The organism is Rhodococcus sp. NPDC004095 (assembly GCF_053604015.1).
Genome location: NZ_JBSGGS010000021.1, coordinates 42,905 through 61,273, shown reverse-complemented (window position 1 = coordinate 61,273; position 18,369 = coordinate 42,905). Strand labels below are relative to the sequence as shown.

Sequence of the window (18,369 nt, the reverse complement as noted above, 5' to 3'; positions counted from 1 at the left end):
ATTCAGTTCACGCACTGCGGGCCCGTGCGCCCCGCGTCGATCGGCGGGCCGGGCGGGACCGGGGTCGGGCTGGTGCCCTGGTCGACGATGTCGGAGGTCGGGTCGGTCGAGGTCGTCGCGGACGTCGACCCGGAACCGGGACCGTCGTAATCCGTGGCGAGGACCACCCGCACCGTGTTCTTCGTCAGTGCGGAATCCTGCACCACCGGCAGTCCGCCGAGTGAAGCGGCCACCGATTTCGCGGCGTCGGAGTCGGGGTCAGCGGCCCGCACCTGGCTCTCCGACACCGTGTCACCGGTGTTGTTGCCGACGACGCCGGGCCGATACCCCTTGGCGGACAGGGCATCAGAGACCCGGGCGGCGAGACCGCCGATGCCGCTGTCGTTGGAGACGTCGACGATGACGGTGGACGGATCCACGGTCGGCGTCGGTTCGGTGTCCTTGTCGGTGTCGCTGTCCCCGGCCAGTCCGGCCACGTGCGCGCGGACGGCCTTCGGATCGACCTGGACGATCGACTCGCCGTAGTCGGTCATGGCGTTGATGTCGACCACCGGGATGGTCTCGAACCGGATCTGCCCGCCGGCGAGGTGCTGCAGTTCCCGCGCGAAACCGATGACGTCCCAGTCCTCGTCCAGCACGACCGACCGCTGCACGGCGGACGTCAACTGCGACAGCTTGCCGGGGTTGCTCAGCGTCTTGGCGCTGAGGACCTCGTGCACCAGCGACGCCATGAACACCTGCTGCCGCACGATCCGGTCGAGGTCGCCGCGCTGCAGTTCGTGCCGCTGCCGCACGAACGACAGCGCCTGGGCGCCGGAGAGGGACTGCTCGCCGGCGGGGAAGTTCGCGCCGGACAACGGCTCGTCGACGGCGTTGTTCAGACACACCTCCACGCCGCCGACCGCATCGGTGAGCAGCACGAACCCCAGCAGGCCGATCTCGGCGTAGTGGTCGACGGTGACGCCGGTGAGGTCGGCGACCGACTTGATCAGCGCCTCCCGGCCGGCCTGGGTGGCCTCCTTCTCGGCGGTCGCGTCGTCGGTGCCCTCGTCGACGAGCTTCTGCTTCTCCGTCGCCTTGGTCGCCCCGAACGCGGCGTTGATCTTCGACATCCCGATGCCCGGAACCTTGACGTACGAGTCGCGGGGAATGGAGATCGCGGTCGCCGACTCGCCGTTGCTCGGAATCCGGACGAGCACGATCGTGTCGGTGTTGTCGGCCTCCGCGTCACCGGCGCGCAGGGACTCGAGTTCCTGCTGGCTCAGCGGGTTGCCGTGCGCGTCGGTGCGGCTGTCGGTGCCCACGAGCAACAGGTCGAGCGCGCCGTCCTTCGTCCCGCCGAGCCCGAGTCTCGCGGTCGCGAGATTCGATTCGAGCGCGTCGACACCGCGCCACGCGAATCCGGTGACGACCAGCACGAGGGCCGCCACCGCAGCGATCGCCACCTGCAGCGGCCGGGCCCGTGAGGTCCGGGCCCCGTCTCGTGCGCCGTCGGCCGTCCTCGAGCGCCGGTCGCTCGTGGTCGACCGGCGCGCTCGTCTCTCGCCCGGCACCCTGTTGTCCGGCAAACGCTGCCCCTAACCGTTCTCCACCAATCCGGGTCCTAGGCTACTGGCGAACACCCGGCGACCCGGTGAGCCGAAACCGGCGTGCCAGACTTTGCGGTGTGACGAATATCGTTGTGACCGGTGCCGGCGGGCAAGTCGGCACCCAGTTGCTGCGCCGCCGGGACAGTGCCCGCGCGGCAGGCATCGAGATCGCCGGACTCACGTCGACGGACCTGGACATCACCGACGAGGCCGCCGTACGGGACGTCGTCCGGCCCGGCGCCGTCGTACTGAACTGCGCCGCGTACACCGCGGTCGACGCCGCCGAAACCGAGCTGGAGGCCGCGACCGCGACGAACGTGACCGGGCCCCGGATCCTCGCGGAGGCGACGGCCCGGGCCGGTGCCCGGCTGGTGCACGTGTCCACCGACTACGTGTTCGCCGGTGACGCGGTCGCGCCGTACGACGTGGACGCCCCCACCGGGCCGCGCACCGTGTACGGACGCACCAAGCTGGCGGGGGAGCGCGCGGTGCGGAGCGCGGACCCGTCCGCCGTCGTGGTGCGCACCGCCTGGGTGTACACCGGGACGGGCTCCGACTTCGTCGCCACGATGCTCCGGATGCAACGTGAGCGCGACACCGTCGACGTCGTCGACGACCAGATCGGGTCGCCGACGTTCGCCGGGGACCTGGCCGACGGGCTGCTCGAGCTGGCCGCCAGGCCGGGCATGGCGGGCACGGTGCTGCACGCCACCAACGCGGGGCGAGCCAGTTGGTTCGACCTGGCGCGAGCCGTGTTCGCCGGGGTCGGCGCCGACCCCGAGAGGGTGCGCCCGTGCAGCAGCGACCGGTTCCCGCGACCGGCACCCCGGCCTGCCTATTCGGTCCTGTCCCCGTCGTCGTGGGCGGCGGCGGGCCTGACGCCGCTGCGTCCCTGGGAAGAGGCACTGGCAGCGGCCCTGGATCAGTTGCCGACCGGCAGCGGATAGGGTGACGGGCGTGAGTTCGCAGCTGGCCGTGGTGACGGTGACGTATTCGCCCGGCAAACACCTCCAGGGTTTCCTGGACACCCTCGAGGACGCGACCGAGCTGTCGACGCAGGTCATCCTCGCGGACAACGGATCCACCGACGGCGCGCCCGAGGCCGCGGCCGAGGCCAACGACCACGTCCGGCTCCTGCGGACCGGCGGAAACATCGGCTACGGCGGTGCGATCAACCGGGCCGTGGCCGAGATCGATCCGTCGGCGGAGTTCGTCGTCATCGCCAACCCCGACATCCGCTGGGGTGCCGGGTCGATCGACGAGCTGCTCAAGGCGGCGGCGCGGTGGCCGCGCGCCGGGGCGCTGGGACCGCTGGTCCTCGAACCGGACGGCACCGTCTACCCGTCGGCGCGGCACGTCCCGGGTCTGGTGTCCGGTGCCGGGCACGCGGTGCTCGGCACGGTGTGGCCGTCGAACCCGTGGACCACTCGGTACCGGCAGGAGGACGAGCAGATCTCGGAGCGGGCGGTCGGCTGGCTGTCGGGGTCGTGCCTGCTGGTGCGGCGCGCCGCGTTCGACTCGATCGACGGCTTCGACTCCCGCTACTTCATGTACATGGAGGACGTGGACCTCGGCGACCGGCTGGGCCGGGCCGGGTGGCACAACGTGTACGTGCCGTCCGCCGAGGTGACCCACGCGAAAGGACATGCGGCGGGACGGCATCCGGAGCTGATGCTGCCCGCACACCACCAGAGTGCATACCGATTCCAGGCGGATCGTCATCCACACTGGTGGCAGGCACCGCTGCGCTGGGCGCTCAAGGGGGGCTTGGCGGTGCGATCGAAAATGGCTGTTGCGGCGGCCGTACGAAGCAGAGCGAAGGACGAGGGGAACTGACATGACGGTGACGAACGACACCGCCGAGAAACTGGAAGCCGGTGCGGTGGACGCGGTTGTGCTGGTGGGAGGGAAGGGAACCCGGCTGCGGCCGCTGACCCTGTCCGCGCCCAAGCCGATGCTGCCGACCGCGGGACTGCCCTTTCTGACGCACCTGCTGGCGCGCATCAAGGCCGCGGGCATCACCCATGTCGTTCTCGGCACCTCGTTCCAGGCGGAGGTGTTCGAGGAACACTTCGGCGACGGCTCCGAGCTGGGGCTGGAGATCGAATACGTCACCGAGACCGAACCCCTCGGCACCGGCGGCGGCATCCGCAACGTGCTGCCGAAGCTGCGCGCCGACAACGTCATCGTCTTCAACGGCGACGTGCTCGGGGGCACCGACCTGCGTGACGTTCTCGCCTCCCACTCGGAGCACGAGGCGGACGTGACCCTGCACCTGGTGCGGGTCGGCGATCCGCGCGCGTACGGTTGCGTCACCACCGACGAGGACGACCGCGTCACCCACTTCCTGGAGAAGACGCAGGACCCGCCGACCGACCAGATCAACGCAGGCTGCTACGTCTTCAGGCGCGAGATCATCGAGAAGATCCCGTCGGGTCGCCCGGTGTCCGTCGAACGCGAGGTGTTCCCGAACCTGCTCGCCGACGGCCGTCGCGTGTACGGCTTCGTCGACAACTCGTACTGGCGCGACATGGGCACACCCGAGGACTTCGTCCGCGGGTCCGCGGACCTGGTGCGGGGCATCGCGCCGTCACCGGCACTGAACGGGCAACGCGGTGAGTCGCTGGTTCATCCCGGCGCGGGTATCGGTCCCGGTGCCGTGCTGATCGGCGGCACCGTCGTCGGTCGCGGTGCCGAGGTCGGTGCCGGGGCGCGTCTCGACGGTGCGGTGCTGTTCGACGGTGCGGTCGTGGAGGCCGGTGCGACCGTCGAGCGGTCCATCATCGGCTTCGGCGCCCGGATCGGGCCGCGGGCGCTGGTGCGGGATGCGGTGATCGGTGACGGTGCCGACGTCGGTGCCCGCTGCGAGCTGCTGCGCGGGGCGCGGGTGTGGCCGGGCGTCACGCTGCCCGACGGTGGGGTGCGGTTCTCCACCGACGTCTGACGTCCGCGTCATGTTGCATGGCGCAACCCTGTCGGCTGTGACCTGACGCACGCTGGCAGTATGGGTGGCGTGAGTGCGCCGGAACCTGTCTTTCACCGCTATGTCGCCCTGGGTGACTCGTTCACCGAGGGCCTCGGCGACCCGGCACCGTCCCGGCCGAACGAGCTTCGGGGCTGGGCGGATCGGGTCGCCGAGCAGCTCGCCGACCGGACCGACGACTTCGCCTACGCAAACCTCGCGGTGCGCGGCAAGCTGCTCGGGCAGGTGCTCGACGACCAACTCGATGCGGCGCTGACGATGTCGCCCGACCTCGTGACGATGTACGCCGGCGGCAACGACCTGATGCGTCCGTCCGTGGACATCGACGCACTCGTCGCCCGGTACGACGACGCGGTCGGCAGGCTCACCGCCGCCGGCGCGACCGTCGCGATCTGGACGGCCTACGACGCCGGCTGGGACTCGGTGTTCAAGATGTTCCGCGGCCGGACCGCGATCTACAACGAACTCGTTCGTGGTGTCGCCGACAAGCACGGCGCCACGCTGATCGACTTCTGGCGGTTCGACGGCTACGACGACGACCGGATGTGGGACTGGGACCGGCTCCACATGTCGACCCACGGGCACCAGCGGATGGCCGTCGAGGTGCTCGACGCGCTCCGGGTCCCGCACGGTCTGGTGGTCCCGGACCTCGGACCCGCGCCGGTCCGCAGCGCGGCCGAGGAGAAGAAGATCAAGTCGACCTGGCGCCGGGAATTCCTGATGCCGTGGATCGGACGCCGGCTCACCGGCAAGTCGTCCGGCGACGAGGTGACCCCGCGCAGGCCCGCTCTCGCTCCGATCTCCGTCACCGACTGACGATTCCCTTCGGGGGCGGTCGGTGGACAGGCGTGTGCACACGGGTGTTGCGGTGCGCACGGGGGTGTTCGGCGTCCAGGGGTTGTGTGGGTGCGGCATCCGGGTTGTGCACCGGGGTTCTGCCGGTGGGGTGGCGGCCGCCGTCGAGTTGCGGAGCCGTAAGGTGGTTGGGTGCAGGAGAATTCAGTGCCGGACCGGTTCGTCCCGATCTCGGACCCGCGCCCGGAAGAGGGTCCCTGGCCGCAGATGACGTGGCCGGTCGATCCCGGAACCGCCTTGATCGGGAAGGCCGTGGAGCTGGCGCCGCTGGACCCGGTGGCGGATGCGGCGGAGTTGTTCCGCGCGCTCGACCACGACGCGGTGTGGGCCCACGTCCCGGGGCGACCGCGCGACGCCGAGCACTTCGCGGAGATACTCACCGCCCGCAGTGCCGGCGCGGACTGGCACCTGTGGACCGTCCGCACCCGAGTTCCCGTCGGCGACACACCCGCCGGCGCGGTCGTCGGTGTGAGCGGCTACCTCGACGCGAACCAGCACGACGCCAGGATCGAGATCGGCTACACCCTCTACACGCCGGCGGTGTGGGCCGGGGTGGTCAACCCGGAAGCCAAGCTGCTCCTGCTGGGATACGCGTTCGACACCCTGGGCGCCGGCCGCGTCCAGCTCAAGACGGACACCCGTAACCAGCGCTCGCAGCAGGCCATCGCGCGTCTCGGCGCCCGCTACGAAGGAACCCTGCGGCGGCACTTCCGCCGTGAGGACGGCACGATCCGCGACTCCGTCATGTTCGCGGTGATCGCCGAGGACTGGCCCGTCGTTCGCCGCGGGCTCGAGGTGCGCCTCGACGCCTGAGCGTCTATCTCCGCGATCGGGCGAGCGTGACGAGGTGGTCGATCGTCTCGTGCTCGGCGGAGTCGGGCAGGGCGTCGACGGGCCACCAGCGCAGGTCGTCGGACTCCTCGCTGCGCACCGGCTCGGCGCCGACCGGCGCCCACACCAGGAATCGCAGATCCAGGTGCCGGGTCGGCTTGCCGAGCGAGCAGGTGATCGGATGGGTGTGCGCGGACAACAACGCCGGTTCGATGCGCAGGCCGTCGATCCCGGACTCCTCGGTGGCCTCGCGCAGCGCCGCGTCGACCACCGTCTCGTCGCCGGGCTCACAGTGCCCACCGAGCTGAATCCACCTGCCCACCTTGGGATGCAGCGTCAGCAGCACCTGAGTGCCGTCCTCGGAGAGCACCAGCGACGACGCGGTGATGTGACCCGGCTCGTGTTCGCGCAGACACCCCAACGGGGCGGCGTCGAGGAACGCGAGCATCGTGTGCCGCAGCGACTCGTCGGCCTCGTTCGGCGTCTGCCAGTGCGACAGCGCCGCGTGCGCCGACCGGTGCAGCGACTGTGCGGTCACAGCTCCACCAGCAGCTCGCCGGGAACGACCGGAGGCCGCGGCGACAGCGGTTCGTTCGGGTGCCCGATCGCGACCGAACCGAGCGGCTGCCAGTCGTCGGCCAGTCCCAGCTCGGTACGAACCAGGTCCGGTGCGAAGATCGTCGACCCGATCCAGCAGCTGCCGATTCCCCTGGTGGCCAACGCAACCAGTAGTCCCTGCACAGCGGCGCCGGCGGCGACGGTGAACATCGTCTGCTCGGCCGCGGTGCGCGCGGCGTCCGGGTAGCTGTGCGCACCGTCCGGAACGCAGAACGGGATCACCAGCTCCGGGGCGTCGAACAGGATCTTGCCGCGGTCGAGCCGTGTGCTGATCGCCTGCTCGCTCAACCCGTCCGCTGTGAGGTCCGCGCGCCATCTCTCGCGCATCGCGTTCAGCAGCCGCAGCCGCACCTCGCCGGTGCGTATCCAGACGAACCGCACCGGCCGGGTGTGGTGCGGGGCGGGTGCCGTCAAGGCCTCCGCGATGGAGTCCTGGATCAGCTCGGGTGCAACGGGATCCGGACCGAAGGTGCGCACCGAGCGACGCAGCAGCAGGGCCTCGCCGCGGCCGCGTTCGATCGCCTCGTTCGCACCGAGCCAGAACAGGTCCTCCTCGCCCCGCCGGATCAGGTCCGACGCGCTCGACCCGTCGTCGCCCAGCGACAGTCCGCGCACCACCGCGACCGGCATGCTGCCGGTCTTGCCCTTCACCAGATCACCTGCGGCGGCGAGTTCGTCGGCGACGGCGACCGAGGTGACCATCAGTTCGTTGCCCTGGGCATCGACCGATCCCGCGTACCCGTGCAGTACGGGCACGCCTGCCGATCCGATCGCCGCGTCGGTCTGCCCGTTGCGCCACGCCCGGCCCATCGTGTCGGTGATCACGACCGCGACCCGAACCCCGAGCAGCTCGCCCAGTCGCGCGCGCAACGCCCGCGCGCTGGCGTCCGGGTCCTCCGGGAGCAGGGCGAGTTCGGCCGGGTGCACGTTGGAGCCGTCGATGCCCGAGGCGGCCTGCACGATGCCGAGGCGGTTCTCGGTGATCAGCGTGCGGCCCTTGCGGGCCAGCACCCGCACCGCCTCCTGATCGACCAGCAGGCGCCTCGCGGCGTCGCGCTCCTCGGGGTCGGTGGGAGAGGCCACGATTCGGCCCTCGACCTTCGAGACGATCTTGCTGGTGACCACCAGCACATCGCCGTCCACGAGCCACGGCGCCGCGCCCGCAAGGGCGGTCGCGAGGTCGTCGCCGGGCCGGAACTCCGGCAGCCCCGGCACGGGCAGGATCTCGATTCCCGCGCTCGCCCCGTGGTCGTCGATCGCCCCGTTCACGCCGTGGTCGGCGACCATTCCGTTGGTGCCGTGGTCGGTGCTCACAGGTCCACTCCGGCCAGCTTCAGTGCTGCGCGCGCCATCTCGGCCGTCGCCTCAGGGTCGGTCATCAGCAGCGGCACGGCCCGAACCTCGACACCCGGCACCTCGGCGGTGTCGGTGTCGTGGATCAGCCAGCCGTCCAGGATGCCGGTCGACGAACGCGCGCCGTAGTACCGGCCCACCGCCTCGGCGGAGGTCTCGACCCCGATCACGTCGAGGCACTCGTCTGCCATGCCTCGCAGCGGCTTGCCGTCGATCACGGGGGAGAGGCCGACGACCTTCGCGCGGCCCGTGCGCAGCGCGCCGCGGATACCGGGCACCGCGAGGATCGCGCCGATGCTCACCACCGGGTTGGACGGGGCCAGCAGCACGACGTCGGCGTCCTCGAGTGCCTCGAGCACCCCGGGTGCCGGCGTGGCGGCGTCCGCGCCGACGTGGGCGAAGCTGTGCGTGGGGACCTGGGCGCGGTGCCGCACCCACCACTCCTGGAAGTGGATCGCCCGCTGCTCGCCGTCGGCGGGATCGGTGATCACCACATGGGTCTCGCTGCGGTCGTCGGTCACCGGGAGCAGTCGAACGCCGGGTTGCCAGCGGTTGCACAGTGCCTCGGTGACCGCGGACAGCGGGTATCCGGTGCGGAGCATCTGGGACCGGATCAGGTGGGTGGCGATGTCCCGGTCGCCGAGGCCGAACCAATCCGGTTTCGCGCCGTAGGCGGCGAGTTCTTCCTTGGCGTTCCAGGTCTCGCCGACGTGACCCCATCCCCGCTCGGGGTCGATTCCACCACCGAGGGTGTACATGCAGGTGTCGAGATCGGGGCAGATGCGCAGTCCGTGCATCCACACGTCGTCGCCCACATTGACGACCGCGGTGATCTCATTTGCTGCAGAATTGCCAACCGATTGGCCGAGCAGGCTGCGCACCCCCATCAGGAAGCGTGCCCCGCCGACTCCACCCACCAAAACTGTGACCTTCACAGTCCACGAGCCTAGGCGTCGAGGCCCGGGGCGGGGGCGGCGCACCCCACACAAGCGTCCAGTTATTTTTCCGGGTGGCCGCGGGATGGCGGGGAATATGCGGCGACACGCTGTTGACGGGCGGGAATCTGCCGAAGGTTGCGATCGGATGCGTTGTCGCTAGCAAATCATCTTTCGGCTTGACCCGACCGAATGGTCCGTGTGTAATCACGTGTATGTCATTTCGCGGTGACCATCCGAGAAGGATTGTGGTCAACCGCTTTCGAACATTTGTTCCTGCTGGTGTAGGGGTGGTTCGGGAGCTGCGGAAAGGCTGTGCCGGGGAGGAAAATTCAACAGCGCAGATAACAGTGCGCTAACAATAAGGTGAAGGAGGCGGAACGGATGGCCAACCAGCACGGAGGATCGATGACTCGATTGAGCGCGCTTGGCGACGAACCGCAGACCGATTCCATGGCAGACGTAATGGGGGACGTCCGCCGATCCGAGGGCGAAGGGAATCACGATCGCCCGATGCTCAGCCTGATCGTGGGCGGCTTCGACGAGATGTTCGATGCCGTCGAGGATCAGTGGCAGGACCGCGCACTGTGTGCGCAGACCGATCCCGAGGCGTTCTTCCCGGAGAAGGGTGGATCGACGCGGGAGGCGAAGCGCATCTGCCTCGGCTGCGAGGTGCGCGACGAATGCCTCGAGTACGCGCTGGCAAACGACGAGCGCTTCGGCATCTGGGGCGGACTCTCGGAGAGAGAACGCCGCCGTCTCAAGAAGGGCATCATCTAGCGCGCCGGATCTCGAAGAGGTTCGGCGCGTGTGTTTTTCGGCGCCGTCACCGATTCGACACCGTCGTTGTGCTTGGCGCCGTCGTCGTTCGGTCGACCGTTCGCTTCCCGCGACCGTCGACCCGACGGCCGTCAATCGCCTTGTTCGTCGGACAGGTCGGGATCGATGACCTCGGGGTCCACCCCGAGGTAGGTCGCGACCTGCCGCACGAGGACCTCGTTGAGCAGGTCGACGAGGTCGTCCGGACGCTTGGCCCGCAGTTCCAGCGGTCGGCGGAACAGCACCAGTCGCGCCCGCGTCGCATTGCCGTGCCGGTCGACGCCTGCCGGCACGAGGCGGGACAGCGGCACGGGGCCCTCCGCCACCACCTCCGGCGGCCAGGTGACCGAATCCGGGTCCAGTGCACGGATTTTCGGTACCTCGTCGACGGCGATGTCGAGTTTCGTCATGCGCTCGCGCCAGCGCGCATCGATCGGCGCGAACGCCTCGAGGACAAGCATGTCGAACTGTTCCGCGCGGGTGCGCCAGGCCGGCACTCCGGGTGGGAGCACGGGCCCGCGAATCCCGCGACCACGCCGAGCCGCGGAACGGGAAGTCAGTGGTCGGGCTCTGCGCATAACTGTCGATGCTACCGACGTCCGGGTGTCTTCGGTGTGTCCGAGTAGGCGCGGCGGGACGGGGGCGCTACCCTCTCATTCGTGAGAGGACTGCGTCGATGCTGCCGGCCCGGGTGCAAGAACCCCGCCGTTGCGACCCTGACGTACGTCTATTCCGATTCCACCGCCGTCGTCGGGCCGCTCGCCACCGTCGACGAGCCGCACTCCTGGGACCTGTGCGAGTCGCACGCGTCCAGGATCACCGCACCGAAGGGCTGGGAACTGGTCCGGTACGAGGGCGGGTTCTCCAGTTCGACCCCCGACGAGGACGACCTGACGGCGCTCGCCGAGGCGGTTCGGGAGGCCGGCCGCGGCGAACGTGGTGACTCGGTCTCCGGCGATCGGTCCGCTCCGGCACCGACCACGACCCGCACCGGTCGTCGCGGTCACCTGCGAGTATTGCCCGACCCGGGTAACTGACGATCCTGCGGATCGCTGTCGCGCACCCACGGTCGTGATCGACGGTGGGGCGGAAGCGGGCCGCGTGGCACTAGGGTGATCGGGGTACGCCCTCGGCAACCCGCGCGCGACCGCGTACCGCGATGACCGAGCCGAGTCGAAGAACCGAGGAGAATCTGCAGTGGCACGAAGCGCCGAAACCGTCCATGCCCTCATCAAGGCATACGACGTCCGCGGTGTCGTCGGGGAACAACTCGACAGCGACTTCGTGCGGGACGTGGCCGGTGCGTTCGCTCGCCTGATGCGCAACGACCCGACCCAGCAGGCCACCCGGATCGTGATCGGACACGACATGCGGGCGTCCTCGCCGGACCTGGCAAAGGTGTTCGCCGAGGGGGTCAACGCCCAGGGGCTCGACGTGGTACTCATCGGGCTCGCGTCCACCGACGAGCTGTACTTCGCGTCGGGACTGCTCGACTGCCCGGGTGCGATGTTCACCGCCAGCCACAATCCCGCCCGCTACAACGGAATCAAGTTGTGCCGCGCCGGAGCGAAGCCCGTCGGCCAGGACACCGGGCTCGGCACCATCTCGGACGAGGTCATCGCCGGAGTGCCCGGCTACGACGGAACGCCGGGCACGGTCACCGAACGTGACGTGCTCGGCGACTATGCCGAGTTCCTGCGCGGCCTGGTGAACCTGTCGGCGATCCGTCCACTGACCGTGGCCGCCGACGCAGGCAACGGCATGGGCGGGCACACCGTCCCGGCCGTCCTCGGCTCGCTTCCCCTGACGATCGAGCCGCTGTACTTCGAGCTCGACGGCACCTTCCCCAACCACGAGGCCAACCCGCTCGACCCGAAGAACCTGGTCGACCTGCAGGCGCACGTGCTCGCGACCGGCGCCGACATCGGGCTGGCGTTCGACGGGGACGCCGACCGCTGCTTCGTCGTCGACGAACTGGGCAACCCGGTGTCGCCGTCCGCGGTCACGGCGCTCGTCGCCGAACGCGAACTGGCAAAGGAGCCGGGCGCCACCGTCATTCACAACCTGATCACGTCGCGTGCGGTGCCCGAACTGGTGACCGAACTCGGTGGCACCCCGGTCCGCACGCGCGTCGGCCACTCGTTCATCAAGCAGCAGATGGCCGAGACCGGCGCGGTGTTCGGCGGCGAGCACTCCGCGCACTACTACTTCCGTGACTTCTGGGGCGCCGACTCCGGCATGCTCGCCGCACTGCACGTGCTGGCCGCGCTCGGCGAGCAGGACAAGCCACTGTCGGAGCTGATGGCCGGCTACAACCGGTACGCGGCATCCGGGGAGATCAACTCGACCGTCGCCGATGCCGGCGAGCGCACCGAGGCCGTGCTCGCGGCGTTCGCCGACCGCACCACATCCGTCGACCACCTCGACGGCGTGACGGTGGAACTCGGCGACGGTGCCTGGTTCAACCTGCGCGCGTCGAACACCGAGCCGCTACTGCGCCTGAACGTCGAGGCCCGCACCGGTGCCGAGGTCGACGCCATTGTCGCCGAGGTGCTCGCGGTGGTGCGCGCCTGAGCGAGGCGAGCGAGACGAGTACGCGTTGAGGAGGACACACCTGCGGTCCCGGCAGTGCGAGAATGGTCGGGTCGGGCAATGCTCATGGGCCGAGTCCCCTGCGGTTGCGAGAGTCCTGAGCGGTTGCGAGAAAGGAAGGTTGCCATGACGGCTCCGTCACCCCTTCTCGATCTCGATGACGCCGCGGGTCTCGCCGCCGCCGACACCGAGGGTGCGATGCGCGCCGCGGCACTGGGCGGAGCCCAGGTCAGGTCGGTGGCCGAATCAGTGACCGAGGGGGTCCTCGACCGGCTCCGGGATCTGCGTCCGCGCAGCGTCGTGCTGGTGACCTCGGGTGGGCGCGCGGCCCGGGCCGCGTCCGTGCTCGTCGCTTCCGTCGGGCCGCAGTTCGGGCTGCCGATCGTGCAGTTGTCCACGGTCCCGCCGTGGGTCGGATCGCTGGACGTCGTGGTCGTGGCCGGTGACGACGCCGCCGATCCACGCCTGGTCGCCGCCGCCGATTCCGCCCTGCGCCGCGGGGCGGAACTGGTGGTGGTGGCCCGCGCGGAGGGACCGCTCGGTGCGGCGGCCGGGCGGGGAACGATCCTCGCGCCGCGCGTGCCCGTGCCCGACCGGCACGGCTTCCTCCGGTACCTGGCGGGCGGTCTCGGGGTTCTCGGAGCCCTCGACACCGGCCGGGGTGCGCAGCTGCCGGATCTCGCGGACCTCGCCGACCGCCTCGACGCGGAGGCCGCCCGCAACCATCCGTCGGCGGAGGTGTTCCACAACCCGGCGAAGTCGCTCGCGGTGCGTTTTCAGGGCCGCCGCGTGGTGCTCGCGGGCGACGGGCCTGCGACGACCGCATTCGCCGGCCACGGCACCGACATGTTGCTCGGCACGGCGGGGGTGACCGCGACCGCCGCCGACCTGGCGGACGTGGTGGCGTCCGCGGCGCTGCTGTCCGGGACCGGCGACGTGCCGCCCGGATACGACCCGCTCTTCCATGACGAGGAGCTGGACGGCCCGTCTCCGGTGACCCCGGCACGGGTGTTCGTCCTGGCCACATCGCAGTCGCGGAACGTGACGATGCGGAGAGTCGCGGTGCTTCCCGACGCGGAGGTGCTGTCGACTGCGGAGGAAGTCGATGAAATCGGAACGGGTGATCGTGAGATGACGGGTCGGGCCGCGAGTGGTTCCGCTCAGGGGGACCGTACCGAGACGGAGCAGCTGGCGGTGTTGGCCGTCCGGCTGGAAATGGCGGCTGTGTACCTGCGGCTGATCGGCGGGCGATAAGTGCATCTCCTGCAGGGCGCGCTCCGCACCTACGCCTGGGGATCGCGCACCGCGATCGCCGAACTGTGCGGCCGGCCGGTCCCGTCCAACCATCCGGAAGCCGAGCTGTGGCTCGGTGCCCATCCCGCGAATCCGTCCCGCCTGAGGGTCGGTGACGGCACGGTGTCGTTGCTCGACGCCATCGCCGACGACCCGGACGGCCAGCTCGGGGACCGGGCCAGGGCAGGATTCGGGGACCGGCTGCCGTTCCTGCTCAAACTGCTCGCCGCGGAGGAGCCACTGTCGTTGCAGGCGCATCCGAGCGCCGCGCAGGCGAAGGAGGGGTTCAGCCGTGAGGAGGCCGCCGGGATTCCGCTGGACTCGCCGGTGCGGAACTACCGCGACGACAGCCACAAGCCGGAACTCGTTGTGGCCCTGACCCGGTTCGAGGCACTCGCCGGGTTCCGGGACCCGCACCGCACGGTCGACCTGTTGCGGGCGCTCGACGTGCCCGCGCTCGAGCACTACATCGCACTGCTCGAGGGGCAACCGGATTCGTCGGGACTGCGGGCGCTGTTCACCACGTGGATCACCCTGCCGCCGCCGGCCCTGGGTGCGTTGCTGCCGCAGATCCTCGAGGGCTGCGTGCGGTACCTGTCCGACCCGTCGGCCCCGCGGGTGTACGCGCGTGAAGTGCAGACGGTGCTCGAGCTCGGCGAGTCGTATCCCGGCGACGCCGGGGTGCTCGCGTCGATGCTGCTGAACCGGATCACCCTCGAACCCGGGGAGGGGTTGTACCTGGCCGCCGGCAACCTGCACGCCTACCTGCACGGACTCGGCGTCGAGGTGATGGCCAACTCCGACAACGTGCTGCGTGGCGGGCTGACCCCGAAACACGTCGACGTGCCCGAGTTGTTGCGGGTGCTGGACTTCGAGCCGCTGACCGGCCCGGCCCGCACCGCCTCCACCGTGGACCCGGCGGAGCCCGTGCTGGTCTACGACACGCCTGCTCCCGAGTTCGCCCTGGCTCGGATCGAGTTGACGCCGGAGGCGCCGAGCGTCGATCTGAAACAGGCCGGGCCTCGAATCCTGCTGTGCACGTCCGGATCCGTCGCACTCCGCTGCGGTGGTGAGTCCCTGGTTCTCGACCGGGGCGAGTCGGCCTGGATCGCCGCATCGGATCCGACGGTCACGGTGCGGTCGACGGACGCGGGAGCACCGGCGCAGGTGTTCGGCGCCACCGTCGGCTGACCGGCGCTGCTGGAGGACACCGCTGCCCGGTGCCGACGTCGGTGATGTCATGGGCGATCGAAGAGGCCGAGGCGCGCGTGCGCGCGGCGTGCCCATTGTGCGGATGATTCACCTGCAGCCGGACCTGCACCGGGTCGTCACGCAGTAGTCGCGTCGGCGTCGGCCGCGGGCGCGGTCGCGACGGGCGATGCCGAATCGACGCCGACCGGCGCCCGCGAAATTCGCGGCCCGGGCCCGCGGGCGCAATAGGCTCACTCGGTACCCCTGTCGAGGAGGCAGCGATGACAGTGCACGAGGGATCGGGCGGCAGCGGAGGCCGGCGCGCCGGCCTGTTCCGGACGAAGTCGGTGGAGCAGTCGATCGCCGACACCGACGAGCCGGACAGCAAACTCCGCAAGGATCTGACGGCGTGGGACCTGACCGTGTTCGGTGTGGCCGTCGTGGTCGGTGCCGGCATCTTCACGCTCACCGCGCGGACCGCGGGCAACGTCGCGGGGCCGTCGGTGTCGCTCGCGTTCGTGCTCGCAGCGATCACCTGCGGTCTCGCCGCCCTCTGCTACGCGGAGTTCGCGTCGACGCTCCCGGTCGCGGGCAGCGCGTACACGTTCTCGTACGCGACGTTCGGGGAGTTCATCGCCTGGATCATCGGCTGGGACCTGATCCTCGAGTTCGCCCTCGCCGCGTCGGTGGTGGCGAAGGGGTGGTCGCTGTACCTCGCGGACGTCCTCGGTGTCGAGTCGACCGTGGTGAAGATCGGCGCCGTCAAATTCGACTGGGGCGCGGTCCTGCTGATCGCGGCGCTGACCGGACTGCTCGTGACCGGCACCAAACTGTCCTCGCGGGTTTCCGCCGCGATCACCGCGATCAAGGTCGGCGTGGTGCTGCTGGTGATCATCGTCGGCGCGTTCTTCATCACCGGCTCGAACTACTCGCCGTACATTCCGCCGTCGCAGCCCGGTGAGACGGGGGAGGGCATCCACCAGTCCCTGTTCTCGTTCATCACCGGAGCGGGTGGCAGCACCTTCGGCTGGTACGGCCTGCTCGCCGCCGCGTCGCTGGTGTTCTTCGCCTTCATCGGGTTCGACGTGGTCGCCACCACGGCCGAGGAGACGAAGAACCCGCAAAAGGCATTGCCGCGCGGCATTCTCGGCTCGCTGGCGATCGTCACCGTCCTGTACGTGGCGGTGACGCTGGTCCTGACGGGCATGGTGCCCTACACGGCACTGGCCGGTGACAGTTCGACACTGGCGACGGCATTCGAGGCCCACGGCATCACGTGGGCGCAGTGGGTGATCAACCTCGGCGCCCTCGCCGGACTGACCACCGTGGTGATGGTGATGCTGCTCGGCCAGACCCGGGTGGCGTTCGCGATGTCGCGCGACGGGTTGCTGCCGCGGCCGCTCTCCCATACCGGCAAGCACGGCACCCCGGTCCGCATCACCGTCATCGTCGGTGTGATCTCCGGCGCGCTCGCGGCGTTCTTCCCGATGGGCACCCTCGAGGAGATGGTCAACATCGGCACCCTGTTCGCCTTCGTGCTCGTCTGCATCGGTGTCGTCATCCTTCGCCGGACCCGGCCCGACCTGCCGCGCGGGTTCCGGGTGCCGTTCGTCCCGCTGATCCCGATCCTGGCCGTGCTCGCCTGCCTGTGGCTGATGCTGAACCTGTCCGTCGAGACGTGGATCCGGTTCGTGGTCTGGATGGCGATCGGCGTGGTCGTGTACTTCGGCTACGGCTACCGGCACTCGCTGGTCGGGAAGCGCCAGCGGCCGCAGCCCGGGCTGGAAGCGGAGGCGCTCGACCACCTCGGCGGTCCGGACGAACCGAGGCATCGGGGCCGATAGCCGCACGTCTCCGGGGCCGGCTGCGTCGCGGGCTCGGATCGCGGGCTGCGCGATCGGGACACCGGTGTGTCACGACGGTTGGCTTCCTGTCGCTTCGTGGCGCTGTGCTGCGCCCCGTTGTCCAGGTCTGTGCGGCCCAGGTGCGTTTACAAAACGATCCAAATGTCTAGACACGGGACAATATGGCGCATATTGTCCAACGAAAGGTGGTGTGACTCACAGGGTGGCGTGGTGAACGGGAGGAAGTCGTGAGGGTGCAATCCGAAGCGGGGGAGCAGGCCCCCGCGCAGTGGCGGGACAAGAAGCGTCACCTGTGGTTGCTGGGTCTCGTCCCGCCGACCGCCGTCTTCCTGGCGGCCGCGCTGGTGTGGGGTTTCAACGAACTCGGCTGGACGGCGGTGTCCCCGGTCTGGTGGTGGATCGGGCCGATCCTCGTGTACGGGCTGCTGCCGGTGCTCGACATCTTCTTCGGTCCGGATGGACAGAATCCGCCCGAAGAGGTCATGGAGCGGCTCGAGAACGACCGCTACTACCGGTACTGCACCTACGTCTACATCCCCTTCCAGCTCGCCAGCCTGGTGTTCGCCTGCTACCTGTGGACGTCCGAGAACCTGGGCTGGCTCGGCATCGAGGGCGGGCTCGGGCTGGTGTCGAAGATCGGCCTCGCGCTGAGCATCGGCGTGATGGGTGGCATCGGCATCAACACCGCCCACGAACTCGGTCACAAGAAGGACGACCTGGAGCGGTGGCTGTCGAAGATCACTCTCGCGCAGACCTTCTACGGGCACTTCTACATCGAGCACAACCGCGGCCACCACGTGCGGGTGTCCACGCCCGAGGATCCGGCCAGTGCGCGATTCGGCGAGACCTTCTGGGCCTTCCTGCCGCGCAGCGTGTGGGGCAGCCTGCGATCGTCCTGGGAGCTGGAGAAGGCGCGACTGCATCGACTCGGCAAGGGGCCGTGGACGATTCGTAACGACGTGCTCAACGCCTGGCTGATGTCGGTGGCGCTCTGGGGTGGCCTGGTCGCCGGCTTCGGCTGGGAGGTGCTGCCGTTCCTGGTGATTCAGGGCGTGTACGGCTTCTCGCTGCTCGAGACGGTCAACTACCTGGAGCACTACGGACTTCTGCGTCAGAGGACCGCGAGTGGACGCTACGAGCGGTGCACCCCGGAACACAGCTGGAACTCGGACCACATCTGCACCAACATCTTCCTGTACCACCTGCAGCGCCACAGTGACCATCACGCGAATCCCACGCGGCGCTACCAGACGCTGCGCAGCATGGACGGTGCACCGAACCTGCCCAGCGGCTACGCGAGCATGATCACCCTCGCCTACTTTCCGCCCGTCTGGCGGCGCGTCATGGATCATCGTGTGCTCTCCCACTACGACGGTGACATCGCCAGGGTGAACGTCCAGCCGTCCAAGCGCGCGAAGGTTCACGCCCGATACGGGGTGGCGTGA

The 18,369-nt window shown here is 69.6% G+C and carries 17 protein-coding genes; 12 read left to right on the top strand and 5 right to left on the bottom strand.

Annotated elements, in window-relative coordinates:
• Nucleotides 1-2: 2 nt before the first annotated feature.
• A complete protein-coding gene (locus ACWEPG_RS26775; protein WP_450115747.1) occupies nucleotides 3-1,553 on the bottom strand; it encodes an LCP family protein in 1,551 nt (516 codons plus the stop codon).
• A gap of 113 nt (nucleotides 1,554-1,666) precedes the next feature.
• Between ACWEPG_RS26775 and rfbD the strand changes: the two genes are divergently transcribed.
• From rfbD to ACWEPG_RS26750, 5 genes are all read left to right on the top strand, one after another.
• Nucleotides 1,667-2,536, top strand: coding sequence for a dTDP-4-dehydrorhamnose reductase (rfbD, locus tag ACWEPG_RS26770; RefSeq protein ID WP_452595743.1), 870 nt, complete (start codon nucleotides 1,667-1,669; stop codon nucleotides 2,534-2,536).
• 10 nt (nucleotides 2,537-2,546) lie between these two features.
• Complete coding sequence (locus ACWEPG_RS26765; RefSeq protein ID WP_450115745.1) at nucleotides 2,547-3,425, top strand: glycosyltransferase family 2 protein; 879 nt, start codon at nucleotides 2,547-2,549, stop codon at nucleotides 3,423-3,425.
• A gap of 1 nt (nucleotide 3,426) precedes the next feature.
• The gene (locus tag ACWEPG_RS26760) at nucleotides 3,427-4,533 is read left to right on the top strand and encodes a sugar phosphate nucleotidyltransferase (protein ID WP_450134777.1); all 1,107 of its coding nucleotides are present in this window, start codon (nucleotides 3,427-3,429) and stop codon (nucleotides 4,531-4,533) included.
• Nucleotides 4,534-4,602: 69 nt separating this feature from the next.
• Nucleotides 4,603-5,388 (top strand): SGNH/GDSL hydrolase family protein, encoded by a 786-nt coding sequence (locus tag ACWEPG_RS26755; protein WP_452595742.1) that lies wholly within the window; start codon nucleotides 4,603-4,605, stop codon nucleotides 5,386-5,388.
• 171 nt (nucleotides 5,389-5,559) lie between these two features.
• Nucleotides 5,560-6,240: a GNAT family N-acetyltransferase gene (locus tag ACWEPG_RS26750; RefSeq protein ID WP_452595741.1), complete on the top strand. Its 681-nt coding sequence runs from the start codon at nucleotides 5,560-5,562 to the stop codon at nucleotides 6,238-6,240.
• A gap of 4 nt (nucleotides 6,241-6,244) precedes the next feature.
• Here the strand turns inward: ACWEPG_RS26750 and ACWEPG_RS26745 are convergent, their stop codons facing one another.
• Genes ACWEPG_RS26745 through cofD form a run of 3 tightly spaced genes read right to left on the bottom strand, consistent with a single transcriptional unit; the run spans nucleotide 6,245 to nucleotide 9,164 of the window.
• Nucleotides 6,245-6,796, bottom strand: a complete 552-nt coding sequence (locus ACWEPG_RS26745; protein WP_450115741.1) for an NUDIX hydrolase — start codon at nucleotides 6,794-6,796, stop codon at nucleotides 6,245-6,247.
• Complete coding sequence (locus ACWEPG_RS26740) at nucleotides 6,793-8,163, bottom strand: coenzyme F420-0:L-glutamate ligase (RefSeq protein ID WP_450115762.1); 1,371 nt, start codon at nucleotides 8,161-8,163, stop codon at nucleotides 6,793-6,795. Before ACWEPG_RS26740 ends, ACWEPG_RS26745 begins: the two co-directional genes overlap by 4 nt.
• Nucleotides 8,164-8,186: 23 nt before the next feature.
• Entirely contained in the window at nucleotides 8,187-9,164 is a 978-nt protein-coding gene (gene cofD / locus ACWEPG_RS26735; protein ID WP_450115740.1) for a 2-phospho-L-lactate transferase, read from the bottom strand.
• Nucleotides 9,165-9,677: 513 nt separating this feature from the next.
• Here cofD and ACWEPG_RS26730 point away from each other — a divergent pair.
• On the top strand, nucleotides 9,678-9,944 hold the full coding sequence (locus ACWEPG_RS26730) for a WhiB family transcriptional regulator (RefSeq protein WP_450115761.1): 267 nt from the start codon (nucleotides 9,678-9,680) through the stop codon (nucleotides 9,942-9,944).
• A gap of 131 nt (nucleotides 9,945-10,075) precedes the next feature.
• Here the strand turns inward: ACWEPG_RS26730 and ACWEPG_RS26725 are convergent, their stop codons facing one another.
• Nucleotides 10,076-10,561 (bottom strand): metallopeptidase family protein, encoded by a 486-nt coding sequence (locus ACWEPG_RS26725; RefSeq protein ID WP_450134781.1) that lies wholly within the window; start codon nucleotides 10,559-10,561, stop codon nucleotides 10,076-10,078.
• Between the two features lie 81 nt (nucleotides 10,562-10,642).
• Between ACWEPG_RS26725 and ACWEPG_RS26720 the strand changes: the two genes are divergently transcribed.
• The 6 genes from ACWEPG_RS26720 (at nucleotide 10,643) to ACWEPG_RS26695 (ending at nucleotide 18,369) form a co-directional block, all read left to right on the top strand.
• The gene (locus ACWEPG_RS26720; RefSeq protein WP_450115738.1) at nucleotides 10,643-11,020 is read left to right on the top strand and encodes a DUF3499 domain-containing protein; all 378 of its coding nucleotides are present in this window, start codon (nucleotides 10,643-10,645) and stop codon (nucleotides 11,018-11,020) included.
• Between the two features lie 160 nt (nucleotides 11,021-11,180).
• Nucleotides 11,181-12,557 carry a phosphomannomutase/phosphoglucomutase gene (locus tag ACWEPG_RS26715; RefSeq protein ID WP_450115737.1) on the top strand — a complete coding sequence of 459 codons (1,377 nt, stop codon included), beginning with the start codon at nucleotides 11,181-11,183 and terminating at the stop codon, nucleotides 12,555-12,557.
• Between the two features lie 144 nt (nucleotides 12,558-12,701).
• Entirely contained in the window at nucleotides 12,702-13,829 is a 1,128-nt protein-coding gene (locus ACWEPG_RS26710; RefSeq protein WP_450115736.1) for a tobH protein, read from the top strand.
• A complete protein-coding gene (manA, locus tag ACWEPG_RS26705; protein WP_450115735.1) occupies nucleotides 13,830-15,059 on the top strand; it encodes a mannose-6-phosphate isomerase, class I in 1,230 nt (409 codons plus the stop codon).
• 281 nt (nucleotides 15,060-15,340) lie between these two features.
• Complete coding sequence (locus ACWEPG_RS26700; RefSeq protein WP_450115734.1) at nucleotides 15,341-16,903, top strand: amino acid permease; 1,563 nt, start codon at nucleotides 15,341-15,343, stop codon at nucleotides 16,901-16,903.
• A 254-nt stretch (nucleotides 16,904-17,157) separates the two neighbouring features.
• Nucleotides 17,158-18,369, top strand: a complete 1,212-nt coding sequence (locus ACWEPG_RS26695) for an alkane 1-monooxygenase (RefSeq protein WP_450115760.1) — start codon at nucleotides 17,158-17,160, stop codon at nucleotides 18,367-18,369.